Source organism: Enterobacter cloacae complex sp. P29RS, assembly GCF_014893445.1.
Taxonomy (GTDB): Bacteria; Pseudomonadota; Gammaproteobacteria; order Enterobacterales; family Enterobacteriaceae; genus Enterobacter; species Enterobacter intestinihominis.
The window spans coordinates 58903-73414 of sequence record NZ_JADBPZ010000010.1 but is presented as its reverse complement, the minus strand read 5'-3'; the positions used below and the strand labels follow the sequence as shown (position 1 = coordinate 73414).

The following is a 14512-nucleotide window of genomic DNA, read 5'->3' as shown; positions in this document are numbered from 1 at the left end:
ATGAGCAAATCACTGAATACTATCTGGCAATACCTTCGCGCCTTCGTCCTGATTTATGCCTGCCTGTACGCCGGCATTTTTATCGCGTCGCTGCTGCCTATTACCATCCCCGGCAGCATTATCGGCATGTTGATCCTGTTTGTGCTGCTGGCATTACAGGTGCTGCCCGCGAAATGGGTCAACCCGGGGTGCTTCGTTCTCATTCGCTATATGGCCTTGCTTTTTGTGCCTATCGGCGTTGGGGTTATGCAGTATTACGATGTGCTTAAGGCGCAGTTCGGCCCGATAGTGGTCTCCTGCGCCATCAGTACGCTGGTAGTTTTCCTGGTCGTCAGCTGGAGCTCACACATTGTGCATGGCGAACGTAAGGTCATCGGGGAGAAAACAAAAAAATGATGGCGAATATCTGGTGGTCCCTGCCGTTAACCCTGGTGGTGTTCTTTGCTGCGCGTAAGCTTGCGGTTCGTTTCAAAATGCCGTTGCTCAACCCGCTGCTGGTCGCCATGGTGGTGATTATTCCTTTTCTGCTGCTCACCGGCATTTCTTATGAACGTTACTTCGCCGGGAGCAAGATCCTCAACGATTTGTTGCAGCCTGCCGTGGTGGCGCTGGCGTTTCCTTTATATGAGCAACTGCATCAGATCCGCGCGCGCTGGAAATCCATCATAACCATCTGCTTTGTGGGTAGCCTTGTTGCGATGATCACCGGTACCTCGGTGGCCTTATTGATGGGCGCATCGCCGCAGATCGCCGCCTCTATTCTGCCTAAATCCGTTACTACGCCGATTGCCATGGCCGTGGGCGGCAGTATCGGCGGCATTCCGGCCATCAGCGCCGTGTGCGTGATTTTCGTCGGTATCCTGGGCGCGGTGTTTGGTCATACGCTGCTGAATATCATGAAAATTCGGACCAAAGCGGCGCGCGGTCTGGCGATGGGTACCGCCTCGCACGCGCTGGGCACCGCACGCTGCGCGGAGCTGGATTATCAGGAAGGGGCATTCAGCTCGCTGGCACTGGTGATCTGCGGGATTATAACCTCCCTGCTCGCGCCGTTTATCTTCCCGATAATTCTGGCAGTAATGGGCTAAAATTTGCGATGCGTCGCGCAAATTTCATTTTCATTTCATAAGTTGCATACATAATGAGATTTGGATCACATATAAAGGCCGTACGGCTCCGTACACTACCGATCCATTAACCTTGATGAGGCAACGTCATGCATCCACGTTTTCAAGCTGCTTTCTCTCAGCTTGCAGAGAATTTGCAATCAGCCCTGGCTCCGGTTCTGGCGGATGCGCATTTCCCCGCCCTGCTGACGGCAGATCAGGTCACGACGCTTAAACAGGCAACGGGGCTGGACGAAGACGCGCTGGCTTTCGCCCTGCTGCCGCTGGCGGCTGCTTGCGCCCGCGCTGACCTTTCCCATTTTAACGTAGGCGCAATTGCGCGCGGCGTGAGCGGGACCTGGTACTTCGGCGGGAACATGGAGTTTCTCGGTGCGACCATGCAGCAAACCGTTCATGCGGAGCAGAGTGCCATCAGTCACGCCTGGCTGCGCGGCGAAAAGGCCCTGCGCGCCATCACCGTCAACTATACCCCTTGCGGCCACTGCCGCCAGTTTATGAATGAGCTGAACAGCGGTCTCGAACTGCGTATCAACCTGCCGGGACGCGCGCCGCATACGCTGGGTGATTACCTGCCGGATGCTTTTGGCCCTAAAGATCTTGAGATCAAAACCCTGCTGATGGACGAGCAGGACCACGGTTACGCGCTCTCAGGGGATGCGCTCAGCGAAGCGGCCATTGCCGCCGCCAATAAAAGCCACACGCCATACAGCAAATCACCAAGCGGCGTCGCCCTTCAGTGCCGCGACGGCCGCATCTTCACCGGCAGCTATGCAGAGAACGCCGCGTTTAACCCGACGCTGCCTCCGCTCCAGGGCGCCCTGAACCTGCTCAGCCTGAACGGGTATGACTACCCGGATATTCAGCGCGCGATCCTCGCTGAAAAGGCCGATGCACCGCTGATCCAGTGGGACGCGACCGCAGCCACGCTGAAAGCGCTGGGCTGTTCAACCATCGACCGCATGCTGCTGGCATAATCTGTTCGGCGGGCAGATCTGCCCGCCAGTCTGACGAAAAACCCCTCAGTTGAATCGCTGTTTCTTGCGCTAACCAGGCGGGTACAGTAGCCTGAGGGAAATTTCATCATCGGTACGAGCCATCTGCATGTTAAAGCGCGTGTTTTACAGCCTGTCTGTCCTGGTCGGCATACTGCTGTTGATCGTGCTGGGTCTCGACCGCTGGATGAGCTGGAAAACAGCTCCCTACATTTTTGATGACCTACAGGACCTCCCCTACCGCCAGGTTGGCGTGGTGCTTGGCACCGCCAAGTATTATCGCACCGGCGTCATCAATCAGTATTACCGATATCGTATTCAGGGCGCGCTGAACGCCTATAACAGCGGCAAGGTGAACTATCTGCTGCTGAGCGGCGATAACGCCCTGCAAAGCTATAACGAGCCGGTGACGATGCGCAAAGACCTGATTGCCGCAGGCGTCGACCCGGCCGATATCGTGCTCGACTACGCCGGATTCCGCACGCTTGATTCCATCGTGCGTACCCGCAAGGTGTTCGACACCAACGATTTCATCATCATCACCCAGCGTTTCCACTGCGAGCGGGCGCTGTTTATCGCCCTGCATATGGGGATCCAGGCCCAGTGCTACGCCGTGCCGTCGCCAAAGGATATGTTGAGCGTGCGCGTACGCGAGTTTGGCGCCCGTTTTGGCGCGCTGGCTGACCTGTACCTGTTCAAGCGTGAACCGCGCTTTTTAGGCCCGCTGGTGCCGATCCCAACGATGCACGAAGTGCCTGAAAATGCGCAAGGTTATCCGGCGGTGACGCCGGAGCAGCTGCTGGAAATGCAGAAGAAGTAATAACTGATGTCGGGTGGCGGCTTCGCCTTACCCGACCTACGATCGCGATTTTGTAGGCCCGGTAAGCGTCGCGCCACCGGGCAAAAAAAGGCCCGCTACGTGAGCGGGCCTTTCCATTCTGAAGAACTTATTTCTTACGCGCGTACTTCAGTGAATCCAGGGCAACCGCGAAGATAATGATCGCGCCCTTGATGATGTACTGCCAGTACGGGTTCACGCCGATGTAGGTCAGGCCGTAGTTGATCACGGTGAAGATGATCACACCGGTCACCACGCCCAGCACGGTACCCACGCCGCCGCTGAAGGAGACGCCGCCGACCACGCAGGCCGCAATCGCATCCAGTTCGTACATAAAGCCGAGGTTGTTGGTGGCAGAGCCGATACGGCCTGCTTCCAGCATCCCGCCGAAGGCGTAGAACACACCGGACAGGGCATAAATCATCAGCAGGTTCAGAGCCACGTTGACGCCGGAGACTTTCGCCGCTTCCGGGTTGCCGCCGATAGCAAAGATGTTTTTACCGAAGCGGGTTTTGTTCCACAGGATCCAGACGAACGCCACCGCAATCAGCGCATAGAAGGTGATATAGGAGAGACGGAAGCTGCCCAGCGCAACAAACCCCTGCGTGAAGGTCGAGAAGCCGCTTTCGAAGCCAGAGATTGGAGACGCGCCGACGAAATCGTAGTACAGGGAGTTGATACCATAAACGATGATCATCGTGCCAAGCGTGGTGATGAATGGCGTCACGTTCAGGTAAGCAATGATGATGCCGTTAATCAGGCCAATTACCGCGCCGATGGCGCATACGATCAGGATCACCACGAAAATCGGCATGGTCGCCATCTCCGGGAACACCTTGTTGGCGTTTTCCATCGACTGCAACAGGGTTGCCGCAATAACCGCCGCCAGACCCACCTGGCGCCCTGCCGAAAGGTCTGTCCCCTGGGTAACGATGAGCCCTGCCACGCCCAGAGCGATGATAATACGTACGGAAGACTGGGTCAGAATATTACTTAAGTTCAGCAGACTTAAGAACGTTGGGTCCTGGAAAATAATTATCGCCAGCAAGACTAAAAGAACAACGTAAATACCGCCTTCTTTCAGATAAGTGAGAAAACTTTTTTTATTTAACGCACTCATGAGGAGCCCCTGATCTTAAAGGTGCAAAGACGCAAGACGCAAAATTTCGTTTTGCGTTGTCGTTTTGGTTTCAACAATACCGGCAACGAGACCATTGCTCATAACCAGAATACGGTCTGTGATCCCTAACAATTCCGGCATTTCGGAAGAAATAATAATGATCCCTTTATCTTTTTTCGCCAGCTCTGCGATCAGCTGGTAAATCTCGAATTTTGCACCCACGTCGATACCGCGCGTAGGTTCATCCAGCATCAGTATTTCAGGCTGGGTTAACAGCCAGCGACCAATAATGACTTTCTGCTGGTTCCCTCCCGAGAGTGAGCCAATTTGCGTGCGGTGGCCCGGCGTTTTCACGCGCATGGAGTCAATCACCCATTGGGTATCGCTCTTCATGCGGGAATTATCCAGCAACCCGACCTTGTTTTTGTAATTGCGAATATTAGAAATTAACGAGTTAAAGTTAATATCAAGATAAGCGTAAATACCGGTGGAACGCCGCTCTTCCGTCACCAGCGCAAAACCATTATTAATGGCTTCATTGGCGTTGTGGTTGTTGATTTTCTTACCGTGCAGGGTAATGGTGCCTTCGGCTTTCTCACGGATACCAAACAGGGTTTCCACGATATCGGTGCGCTTAGCGCCCACCAGCCCTGCGATACCAAGGATCTCGCCCTTGTGCAAATCGAAAGAGACATCGCGGATGGACGGCTGACGCAGTGAGGTCAGGTTACGCACCTCCAGAATCACTTCGCCCGGCTTGTTTTCTTTATCCGGGAAGCGCTGGTTCAATGAACGGCCAACCATCATGGCGATGATCTTGTCCATGTCCAGCCCTTCCAGCGGCTGGGTGGCAATCCACTGGCCATCGCGCAGGATGGTAATTTCATCGCACAGCTGGAAGATCTCTTCCATTTTATGTGAGATATAGACAATGCCGCAGCCGCGATCTTTCAGCTTACGGATGATGGTAAAAAGGTGGTTAACCTCTTTTTCCGTTAATGACGATGTCGGTTCATCCATGATCACGATTTTCGCATCATAGGAGAACGCTTTGGCAATTTCGATCATCTGCATCTGGGAAACGGATAATGTCCCGACGCGTGCGCGCGGGTCAATATCAATATCCAGCTCATCGAAAATGGCTTTGGTGTCGCGATACATTTTATCCTGATCGACAAAGACACCTTTGGTTGGATAGCGGCCCAACCACATATTATCCATAACTGAACGTTGCAGAACCAGGTTTAATTCCTGGTGTACCATCGAGATACCGTTCTCCAGCGCTTCTTTCGCTGAATGGAAGTCGATCTCTTTTCCCTGAAAAAGAATGCTGCCAGAATCTTTTTGATAGATCCCAAAAAGGCATTTTAATAATGTTGATTTACCCGCACCGTTTTCACCCATTAACGCATGAATAGAGTGAGGACGAACTTTTAAATTAACATTATCGAGCGCCTTAACACCGGGGAATGACTTGTTAACACCGGTCATTTCCAACAAGTATTCACCGGACGACTGAGTAGTTGTGCTGACCATAATTATACCTTGTTGGCCTCGCATATCGCGTTATAAAAGGGCGCAACGAATTGCGCCCAGTGAAGACAATTCAGATAACTTATTTACCGATAAACTCAGCCAGGTTGGACTGGTCTACGCCCACGTAAGGAACGCGAACGATTTTGTTTTCAATTTTCCAGCTGGTGCCGTCAGCAGCGCCTTTACCATCAGCGAGGTTTTTCGCCAGATCGAAGGTGGCTTTCGCCTGGTTGTTAGCATCGTTCAGCACGGTACCGGCCATTGCGCCAGATTTCACCAGCGCCAGCGCTTCTGGCAGGGCATCCACACCGAATACAGGAATGGCGGATTTGTTGTGTGCTTTCAGCGCTTCAACAGCACCCATTGCCATTGCATCGTTGTTGGCGATGACCACTTCAATTTTGTTGGCGTTCGGGCCAGAGAGCCACGCATCCATCTTATCTTTCGCCTGAGCGGTGTCCCACATTGCGGTGTCTAACGCCAGCTGCTGGGTTTTCAGGCCCTTGTCGTTCAGCTCTTTAATAACGTAGGTGGTACGTGCTTCAGCATCCGGATGGCCCGGTTCGCCTTTCAGCAGAACGAACTGAATCTGACCATCTTTGTTCATATCCCAGTTTGGGTTCGCCGCCCAGTGTTTCGCAATCAGATCGCCCTGGATAATCCCGGACTCTTTGGAATCAGTACCCACGTAATACGCTTTATCGTAGCTGTCCAGCGCTTTACGGGAAGGCTCTTTGTTGAAGAAGACAATCGGCACGTTCTGGCCGCGTGCTTTCTCGATCACCGTACCTGCCGCAGCCGGGTCAACCAGGTTAATAGCCAGCGCTTTCACGCCTTTTGCCAGAAGAACGTCAATCTGATCGTTCTGTTTAGACTGGTCATTCTGGGAGTCATTCATCAGCAGCTGCACGTCTGGCGCTGATTTAGCATCCTTTTCAATTGCTTTACGCACAACGGACATGAAGTTGTCGTCGTATTTATAGATAGTCACGCCAATACGGGTATCCGCTGCGTGTGCTGCTGCGCCAAAAAGCATGCTTGCCATGACAGCAGACAGAGTCAACACCTTCTTATTCATGGTATCTCCGGTTTTTTTTATGCAGGGTAGTTCTTGTGAAAAACGGTCGGCGGGCAGATGTTAATAAAACGTTACTGATCGCCGAAGTTCACTTATAAAATGTCCAGCTTCCGTGTTCGGTAACGCTCCAGAAATGCGTTTTATTCGTTGTTTGAGGCATTCTGGTAACGGTAAAAGTGAATAATCACCGTTACATTGTGTTTCAGCCCCTAAAACGCTGACATCATAGACAGCGGCTTGTTAAGATACTGTGAATTTACTCACAGATTGAAAACGGTTACATCACGTGATGTTATCAGTTAGTGATCGGAGCCACAGTTTGTCGGATAGCGACCGAATGGCGGCGTACTAAAGTCGGCATAAAACAATGCGTTGCGTCAGGATCTAACAGTCCTGCCGCCCCCTGTAACGCCAGCTCTGTCGCCAGTTTCGCCATCGACGCAATGGGGTAACGCACCGTTGTCAGCTGCGGATCGGTGTAACGGGCAATCGGAATATCATCAAAACCGATCAGCGATAAATGCTGCGGCACCGCAATGCCATTATCTTTCAGCGCGGTAAGCGCACCTGCCGCCATGCTGTCGTTATAGGCAAACACGGCGGTCAGCTGAAGGTTACGCCCCAGCAGTTCAACCATTGCCGCTTCACCGCCCTGCATGTCCGGCGAACCGGTACCAACCCAGCTCTCCAGCGGCGCAATGCCCTGTTCTTTCAGGGCGTTTTGCCAGCCCTCGCGGCGCATCATGTCGTCTTCAATACCGTGGCTTGAAGCCAGATAACCAATGCGCTGATGGCCGTTGCTGATGAGCATCCGCGTCGCCATCATCGCGCCGCTGATGTTATCCAGACCGACACAGCGGTGCGCATAACCGGGGACGATACGGTTGATCAGCACCATACCGGGGATCTGCTCCATAAACCCGGCCAGCTCTTCATCGCTCAGGGCTTTTGAGTGCACAATCAGGGCGTTACAGCGCTGGCGGATCAGTACCTCAATGGCATAACGCTCTTTTTCAGCCTCGTGATAGCTGTTGCCAATCAGCACATATTTCTGGTGCTGCTGAGCAACGACGTCCACCGCTTTGACCAGCGCGCCGAAGAAGGCGTCCGACACGTCCATCACCACGACACCAATGGTATCGCTGACCTGCGTCGCCAGCGCCTGAGCATTGGCGTTTGGCCGGTACCCCAGCTGGGTCACGGCTTTCATTACGGTTTCACGCGTTTCAGGGCTGACCAGCGCACTGTTGTTCAGCACGCGGGAGACAGTAGCAACAGAAACACCCGCCTGGCGGGCGACGTCACGAATGGTGATCATATTCACCACCCTTAAAAGGATTGCAGCAACTCACAGACACCCCCTGTGTTTAGCAAGGTGGCTATTTTGGCAGCGAGAGAGAGGAGACTACGTGAAGAAGCTCACACAGATGAAAACGCTTACATCCGTTTTGTTAATGATTGTGATCCAGATCGTTATCTGGATGTATTACGCAATGACACGCCCGACGCAAGGGCGGTTAACCGTCGCCATACCCACTCCAGCGGGCCCTGGCGGAAAAAACGCAGCCAGATAACTGAAAACACCACGTTAACAATCCAGACCGGAATAACAAACGCCAGCAGCGTCAGGCGGTCGAATTTCATAAACAGGCCGAATCGGTAGAAAAGCGTGGTGCATATCAGCGTTTGCAGGATGTAATTGCTTAACGCCATCCGTCCAACGCAGGCCACCGCACTGACGATCCACAGGCGAGAAAGCCGGGGCCAGAAGCCATAGATCAGCGCCGCATAGCCAATGGTCTGGAACGGCGCGCTCAGCTCTCGCGGCACCTGCAACAGGAACGCGCACCAGCGGTAATCCCACTGAAGATGCCACTGTACGATCACCGCCGGAAGGTTAATCATCACGCCGAGCAGTACCAGGCCAGCGCCTGTGAGACGATAGTGTCGCAGGCTAAATTCTCCTTTCAGCCAGCCGGTGCGCATCAGGGCTGCGCCCATCAGCATCATCCCCGCCAGCTGCCAGCCGTATTGCGCCCCCAGCGCCAGCAGGTTATCGCCGAGCATATCGGCCCGGTTGCCGATCGCTTCCATGCCGCCTTTCAGCTTCCAGAACTGCTCATATTGCAGATTGGCCGCATCCGGGATCCACGAACGACTGGTGGAAGCATCAGCGATCATGCCAAGCAGCAATAACACGGTCAGTCCCATGACATAGAGCATCACGCCAGTGTTAAAGAGGCTTTTTACACCGGGCGCGTCGCGGATCAGCCGCCAGCAAATCAGGCCCACCAGACCATACGCGAGCAGAATATCGCCGTCCCAGAAAAGCAGCCCGTGAATAAAACCGAGGATAACCAGCAGCGTTAAACGCGACTGGATCCAGCGCGTACCGCGTTTGAGGAGAAGCTGAAGTCCCGCGCCAAACAGAAGCGCAAAGAGGGTCAGAAATTTAACCTGTGCGAAGAGATCAAGGATTGCCCACGTCCAGGCGTCGCTGCGCGTGATGTCGCCATACCATGCAGGGTTCAGATAGGCGGCCTTCGGCAGACCGAAGGCGCTGATATTCAGCAGCAGGATACCGAGAATGGCGACGCCGCGAACAAAATCGAGCGTGACGTTTCGCTCCATGGTCCCTGCCCTGTCTGATTAGTTGTGGTGGCGCACGGCGCGCAGAAACTCCTGGCGGGTGTTCTGGCTCGATTTGAACAGGCCGCCCAGCGAGGTGGTGGTAGTCGCGCTGGTTGCATCACGCACGCCACGCGCTTTCACGCAGTAGTGAACCGCGTCGATAGACACCGCCACGTTGTTAGTCCCCAACAGGGTTTGCAGTGCGGTCAGGATCTGCTGCGTCAGACGCTCCTGCACCTGAGGACGCTGGGCAAAGAACTGCACGATGCGGTTGATCTTGGACAGGCCAATGACCGTATCTTTTGGAATATAGGCCACCGTCGCTTTACCATCGATGGTCACAAAGTGATGCTCGCAGGTGCTGGTCAGCGTGATATCGCGTACCGTCACCATCTCATCGACCTTCATCTTGTTTTCAATGACGGTGATTTTCGGGAAGTTCGCGTAATCCAGGCCGGAGAAAATTTCGTCGACGTACATTTTCGCGATGCGGTGCGGCGTCTCCATCAGGCTGTCGTCGCTCAGATCGAGATTCAGCAGTTGCATGATCTCCGTCATATGGCCGGCGATCAGACTCTTGCGGGTAACATTGTCCAGCTCCTGCACGGGCGGGCGCAGTGGCGTTTCAAGACCGCGCGCAACCAGCGCTTCATGGACAAGGGCTGCTTCTTTACTGAGTGATGACATTCTTTTCTCCTGCAGGTGTGGCGTCTTTTGCCCTCGTTGTGGCAAAAGTGTGCGCTCATTGTGCGTGAGGCGACGCACATAATCCAGTATTCACGTCGATAATTATTGCAATTGCTGTTGCCTTTCAGCCTGACGGTTCCAGACTAACGCTCCGCCAGCGAACAGCGCGATCCCCGCCAGCCCCAGCGCGGGTTCCAGCCGGTGCGTGAGCCAGGTCGAGATTGCCGACGTGACCGGACCAATCAGCTGACCAATGGCATACCCGGTGGTGAGCAGTCCCGCCATATAACGCGTATGATCTGGCGCCAGCTCGCGACCGTACAGAAGAGAGAGCTGCACGGCGCAGAGGAACCCGCCGCCCACCAGCAGCCCACCCGTCAGCAAGCCGCCAATGCCCGGCAGCAGCCAGGCCGCCAGCACGCCTATCCCCTGTAACCAGAGAACAATCGCCAGCCTGCGGTTAGCGCTTGATGTATGCCGCAGGGCAATACTGAGCGCAATCCCCACCACCGAGGCGGCGCCAAATATTGGCCAGACAAACTGGGCAAACAGGCTGCCCGGGAAACGCACCGCCGCCATTTGCGACAGGAAGGTCGCAGGGAGGATATAGCCGAACCCTGCCAGGCTGTAGCTCCAGACCAGACGCCTGAGATCCGCGGTCAGCAGCAACGGCTCAGGCGCGGTACCGGGGCGATGAAGCTGGCCCGCGCGCGGCAGGTAGCGCGCCACCAGCGCAATCAGCACCAACGCCAGTACGCCGTAGATTTGCCATGCCGCGCCGGCAGACAGGGATCTCGCCTGAATATAGACCGCCAGCAGGCCACTCAGGGCGATGCCGGCCCCGGGTCCGGCAAAGACGGCTGCACTAAGCCCCGGCTTGCCCAGCTGCCCCAGCCGCTCGTTGGTCCAGGCGGCAATCAGCACCATCGACCAGCCGCTCATGCAGCCGATCACAAAGCGCAGCAGACCGTGAACGACAGCATTATCTGCCGCCGCAGAGAGCAGCGTCAGCGCCACCGCGCCAGTGATGCCAAGCCAGAGACGCGTTTCAACGAAGCGATGAGCGCGCATAGCATCCCATGCCCCCACCAGATAGCCCAGGTAGTTCATTGCCGCCACCAGCCCCGCGCTGGTAAGCGTGAGTTGCCCGGCGGCAATCATCAGCGGCACCTGAGGCGTGAAGGCGAAGCGCCCTATCCCCATCGCCACGACCAGAACCACAAATCCGCTGAGCGCGATACGCAGCGCCATGATCGCTCCAATTGTTAAAGAAAAGTAAATTTATGATGCAACATCTCGCCGTCCTGCGAAAGTGAAAGTTGCTCACAGGTCAATGAAAACTCTGTATTATGCGTTTTATGAATAGTCTTTCGGATAAGGAGCCCTGCATGGAACTGCTCGAAGAGCATCGTTGTTTTGAAGGTCGACAGCAGCGCTGGCGGCACGACTCCACCACGCTGAACTGTGCTATGACGTTCAGCATTTTCCTGCCCCCTGCGGACAATCCACCGGTGTTGTACTGGCTTTCAGGCCTGACCTGCAACGACGAAAACTTCACCACCAAAGCGGGTGCCCAGCGTATTGCTGCCGAACTGGGCATTGCGCTGGTGATGCCAGATACCAGCCCGCGTGGCGATGACGTGGCCGACGATGCCGGATACGATTTGGGTAAAGGCGCCGGGTTCTATCTCAACGCCACGGAACAACCCTGGGCGAGCCATTACCGCATGTATGACTACATTCGCGATGAACTCCCTGCCCTGGTGCACTCTCAGTTCGCGGTCAGCGAGCGCTGCGCGATAAGCGGACATTCGATGGGTGGCCACGGGGCGCTGATAATGGCGCTGAAAAATCCGGGGAAATACACCAGCGTGTCCGCATTTGCGCCGATTGTGAACCCAACGCAGGTGCCGTGGGGGCAAAAAGCCTTCACGCACTATCTGGGTGAGGATGCAGAGAAATGGCAGGAATGGGACAGCTGTGCGCTGTTGCTGGCAAGCCAGCCAGAAGACGCTATCCCGATGCTGGTGGATCAGGGTGATGCCGATCAGTTCCTCGCCGGGCAGTTACAGCCTGCGGTGCTGGCGGAAGCCGCGCGCCAGAAGGACTGGCCGCTGACGCTGCGCATACAGCCGGGATACGATCACAGCTATTACTTTATGGCGTCCTTTATTGAAGATCATCTTCGCTTCCATGCGACACATTTGTTCGCGTAAATACAGCTGTTTGCCCGATAGCCTCTCGCCTGTCGGGCCTTTCCCCTCATTTACATAATCCTATCCGCTTGAATCCAGCCTGTTTTCCGTCGCCCTCACTCAAACACAAATGATTTCAATTATCATTTGTGTTTACAATTCTACATTCTTTTGTACAATTCCAGGCTCTTCTCCATCTCAAAGAGTTCTTACAAGACAAAAACATACAGTTCTCAGGGTTATCCCGATGGAGTTTTTTTCATTTTTATACGGAATGTACAAATGACAATACCACGCATTAAGCTCCTGGCCGTCGCCATTGGCGCTGCCACATGTTCCCCCTTCGTTCACGCAGCCGATCAGGATACCGTTGTCGTTACCGCGACGGGTTTTGAACAAAAGATCCAGAATGCCCCCGCCTCCATCTCTGTGATTTCAAAACAGCAGATTGAAGATAAAGCCTACCGTGATGTTACCGATGCCCTGAGAGATGTCCCGGGCGTCGTCGTCACCGGCGGTGGAAGTAGCAGTGATATCAGTATTCGCGGCATGGCCTCTCAGTACACCCTGTTCCTGGTGAACGGCAAACGCGTCAGTACGCGAAGCACCCGCCCAAACAGCGACAACTCGGGTATTGAACAAGGCTGGCTGCCGCCGCTGGAGTCCATTGAGCGCATCGAGGTCATCCGCGGCCCGATGTCCTCGCTTTACGGCTCCGATGCTATGGGGGGCGTCATTAACGTCATTACCAAAAAAGTCTCGAACACCAAAGCCTGGACCGGTTCGTTGCATGGCGATGCAACCTTCCAGGAAAATCATGACTCCGGCGATATCTTCCAGACCAACGCCTACGCCTCTGGTCCCCTGATTGACGGGCTGCTGGGTGCAAAAGTGACGGGGCTGTTGTCACGCCGCGCAGAAGATAAAATCGTGAACGGCTATAACGAGCAGAAAATGCGTAACGGTGGCATTACGCTGAACTTCACGCCGGACGAGAAGAACGATTTCGATCTCGACTTTGCTCGCGAGCTTCAGGACAGAAACAGCACCCCGGGGATGTCGAAAGCAGCTGAAACCTGCCGGGGAACAACCTGTACGCCAAATACCAAAAGCGACTCGCGCTATGAGCACACGACCTACTCGTTAACTCACAGTGGTTATTACGACGACTTCAATACCACCAGCTATATCCAGCAGGAAGAGACCAATAATCCAGGTCGCAAAATGCGTTCCTACAACACCACCTTTAACAACCAGAACCAGATCTTCCTCGGCGATCATACGTTGACCCTCGGCGGGCAGTACCGCTATGAGAAACTGCGCGACAAGGGTAATCAGCTGGAAGCTGCTGACGGCCTGAACAAACTGACGCGCTGGAGCTGGGCCCTGTTTGCCGAAGATGAATGGTCAATGACGGAAAGCTTTACGTTGACCGGCGGCCTGCGTATGGATAAAGACCAAAACTACGGGACGAACTGGACGCCGCGCGGTTACGGCGTATGGCACCTGGCCGATCAGTGGACGTTGAAAGGCGGTGTTTCTGCTGGCTATCGTGCGCCGGATCTGCGTCAGTCGTCTGCCAGCTGGGGCCAGGTGACAGGTGGCGGCCGTCTTGACGGTATCATCGTCGGCAACCCGGATCTGAAACCCGAGAAGAGCCTGAGCGAAGAGCTCGCCCTGCTCTGGGATAACAACGATAACCTTAATGCCGGTGTGACCCTGTTTAATACCGACTTCAAGGACAAGATTACGGAAGTTCGCCGCTGTAACAGCAGCGCCGATCCCGCCTGTACGATTGGCGATCATAGCTATGATTTCGTCAGCGATCGCGTCAACGTGGACAAAGCCAATATGCGCGGTGTGGAGTCCTCCTTCGGCTGGAAAATCACGCGCGATGTGAACTGGACTGCAAACTACACCTATACGGAATCCGAGCAGAAGAGCGGCCAGTTCTCCGGCAAGCCACTGAACAAAATGCCAAAACACATGTTCAACACCACCCTGGACTGGCAGGCGACGCCCGACGTCGGCTTCTGGAGCCGTCTGAACCTGCGCGGTAAAACGTCTGAGTACCTGAGCCGCACGTCTATGTCTCAGGGCACACCGTCCTACACTCAGGTGGATGTCGGTATGCGCTACAACGCCAACAAAAACCTGCTGGTTACTGCCGGTGTATATAACATGCTCGATAAGCAGATTGACTACGATACGTATGACACCGTGCTGGATGGCCGTCGCTATACCGTAGGCATGACCTACAGCTTCTGATCTGCCCATAAAAAAGCCCGCTCGATTGAGCGGGCTAAAA

At 54.7% G+C, this 14512-nt stretch carries 13 protein-coding genes; 6 read left to right on the top strand and 7 right to left on the bottom strand.

Annotated features, from left to right (window positions below; translation table 11 throughout):
- The 4 genes from IM282_RS09610 to sanA all read left to right on the top strand — a co-directional run bounded on the left by IM282_RS09610 (position 1) and on the right by sanA (position 2939).
- A complete protein-coding gene (locus IM282_RS09610; protein WP_022648690.1) occupies positions 1–396 on the top strand; it encodes a CidA/LrgA family protein in 396 nt (131 codons plus the stop codon).
- The gene (locus tag IM282_RS09605; protein ID WP_022648691.1) at positions 393–1088 is read left to right on the top strand and encodes a CidB/LrgB family autolysis modulator; all 696 of its coding nucleotides are present in this window, start codon (positions 393–395) and stop codon (positions 1086–1088) included. The genes IM282_RS09610 and IM282_RS09605 overlap by 4 nt, the downstream gene beginning before the upstream one ends.
- Before the next feature lie 128 nt (positions 1089–1216).
- A complete protein-coding gene (gene cdd, locus IM282_RS09600) occupies positions 1217–2101 on the top strand; it encodes a cytidine deaminase (RefSeq protein WP_192970354.1) in 885 nt (294 codons plus the stop codon).
- Between the two features lie 127 nt (positions 2102–2228).
- Positions 2229–2939, top strand: a complete 711-nt coding sequence (gene sanA / locus IM282_RS09595; RefSeq protein ID WP_022648693.1) for an outer membrane permeability protein SanA — start codon at positions 2229–2231, stop codon at positions 2937–2939.
- Between the two features lie 127 nt (positions 2940–3066).
- Here the strand turns inward: sanA and mglC are convergent, their stop codons facing one another.
- From mglC to IM282_RS09560, 7 genes are all read right to left on the bottom strand, one after another.
- Positions 3067–4077 carry a galactose/methyl galactoside ABC transporter permease MglC gene (gene mglC / locus IM282_RS09590; RefSeq protein ID WP_022648694.1) on the bottom strand — a complete coding sequence of 337 codons (1011 nt, stop codon included), beginning with the start codon at positions 4075–4077 and terminating at the stop codon, positions 3067–3069.
- Positions 4078–4092: 15 nt separating this feature from the next.
- Positions 4093–5613, bottom strand: coding sequence for a galactose/methyl galactoside ABC transporter ATP-binding protein MglA (gene mglA, locus IM282_RS09585; protein WP_003859320.1), 1521 nt, complete (start codon positions 5611–5613; stop codon positions 4093–4095).
- Positions 5614–5692: 79 nt separating this feature from the next.
- Positions 5693–6691 (bottom strand): galactose/glucose ABC transporter substrate-binding protein MglB, encoded by a 999-nt coding sequence (gene mglB, locus IM282_RS09580; RefSeq protein ID WP_022648695.1) that lies wholly within the window; start codon positions 6689–6691, stop codon positions 5693–5695.
- Between the two features lie 295 nt (positions 6692–6986).
- Complete coding sequence (gene galS / locus IM282_RS09575; RefSeq protein WP_003859324.1) at positions 6987–8009, bottom strand: HTH-type transcriptional regulator GalS; 1023 nt, start codon at positions 8007–8009, stop codon at positions 6987–6989.
- A 155-nt stretch (positions 8010–8164) separates the two neighbouring features.
- Positions 8165–9322 (bottom strand): DUF418 domain-containing protein YeiB, encoded by a 1158-nt coding sequence (gene yeiB, locus IM282_RS09570; protein ID WP_022648696.1) that lies wholly within the window; start codon positions 9320–9322, stop codon positions 8165–8167.
- An 18-nt stretch (positions 9323–9340) separates the two neighbouring features.
- The gene (gene folE, locus IM282_RS09565; RefSeq protein ID WP_017383384.1) at positions 9341–10009 is read right to left on the bottom strand and encodes a GTP cyclohydrolase I FolE; all 669 of its coding nucleotides are present in this window, start codon (positions 10007–10009) and stop codon (positions 9341–9343) included.
- A 102-nt stretch (positions 10010–10111) separates the two neighbouring features.
- Complete coding sequence (locus IM282_RS09560; RefSeq protein WP_155019452.1) at positions 10112–11260, bottom strand: YbfB/YjiJ family MFS transporter; 1149 nt, start codon at positions 11258–11260, stop codon at positions 10112–10114.
- 137 nt (positions 11261–11397) lie between these two features.
- Between IM282_RS09560 and fghA the strand changes: the two genes are divergently transcribed.
- Together fghA and IM282_RS09550 are read left to right on the top strand one after the other, a co-directional pair.
- A complete protein-coding gene (gene fghA, locus IM282_RS09555) occupies positions 11398–12225 on the top strand; it encodes an S-formylglutathione hydrolase (protein WP_038416422.1) in 828 nt (275 codons plus the stop codon).
- A gap of 261 nt (positions 12226–12486) precedes the next feature.
- The gene (locus IM282_RS09550; RefSeq protein ID WP_048966255.1) at positions 12487–14472 is read left to right on the top strand and encodes a ligand-gated channel protein; all 1986 of its coding nucleotides are present in this window, start codon (positions 12487–12489) and stop codon (positions 14470–14472) included.
- Positions 14473–14512 lie beyond the last annotated feature (40 nt).

Coding starts and splice junctions, on each gene's coding strand:
- IM282_RS09605 (WP_022648691.1), top strand. CDS start 393: ATGATGGCGAATATCTGGTGGTCCCTGCCGTTAACCCTGGTGGTGTTC.
- folE (WP_017383384.1), bottom strand. CDS start 10,009: ATGTCATCACTCAGTAAAGAAGCAGCCCTTGTCCATGAAGCGCTGGTT.
- fghA (WP_038416422.1), top strand. CDS start 11,398: ATGGAACTGCTCGAAGAGCATCGTTGTTTTGAAGGTCGACAGCAGCGC.
- sanA (WP_022648693.1), top strand. CDS start 2,229: ATGTTAAAGCGCGTGTTTTACAGCCTGTCTGTCCTGGTCGGCATACTG.
- mglA (WP_003859320.1), bottom strand. CDS start 5,613: ATGGTCAGCACAACTACTCAGTCGTCCGGTGAATACTTGTTGGAAATG.
- mglB (WP_022648695.1), bottom strand. CDS start 6,691: ATGAATAAGAAGGTGTTGACTCTGTCTGCTGTCATGGCAAGCATGCTT.
- IM282_RS09610 (WP_022648690.1), top strand. CDS start 1: ATGAGCAAATCACTGAATACTATCTGGCAATACCTTCGCGCCTTCGTC.
- yeiB (WP_022648696.1), bottom strand. CDS start 9,322: ATGGAGCGAAACGTCACGCTCGATTTTGTTCGCGGCGTCGCCATTCTC.
- mglC (WP_022648694.1), bottom strand. CDS start 4,077: ATGAGTGCGTTAAATAAAAAAAGTTTTCTCACTTATCTGAAAGAAGGC.
- IM282_RS09560 (WP_155019452.1), bottom strand. CDS start 11,260: ATGGCGCTGCGTATCGCGCTCAGCGGATTTGTGGTTCTGGTCGTGGCG.
- cdd (WP_192970354.1), top strand. CDS start 1,217: ATGCATCCACGTTTTCAAGCTGCTTTCTCTCAGCTTGCAGAGAATTTG.
- IM282_RS09550 (WP_048966255.1), top strand. CDS start 12,487: ATGACAATACCACGCATTAAGCTCCTGGCCGTCGCCATTGGCGCTGCC.
- galS (WP_003859324.1), bottom strand. CDS start 8,009: ATGATCACCATTCGTGACGTCGCCCGCCAGGCGGGTGTTTCTGTTGCT.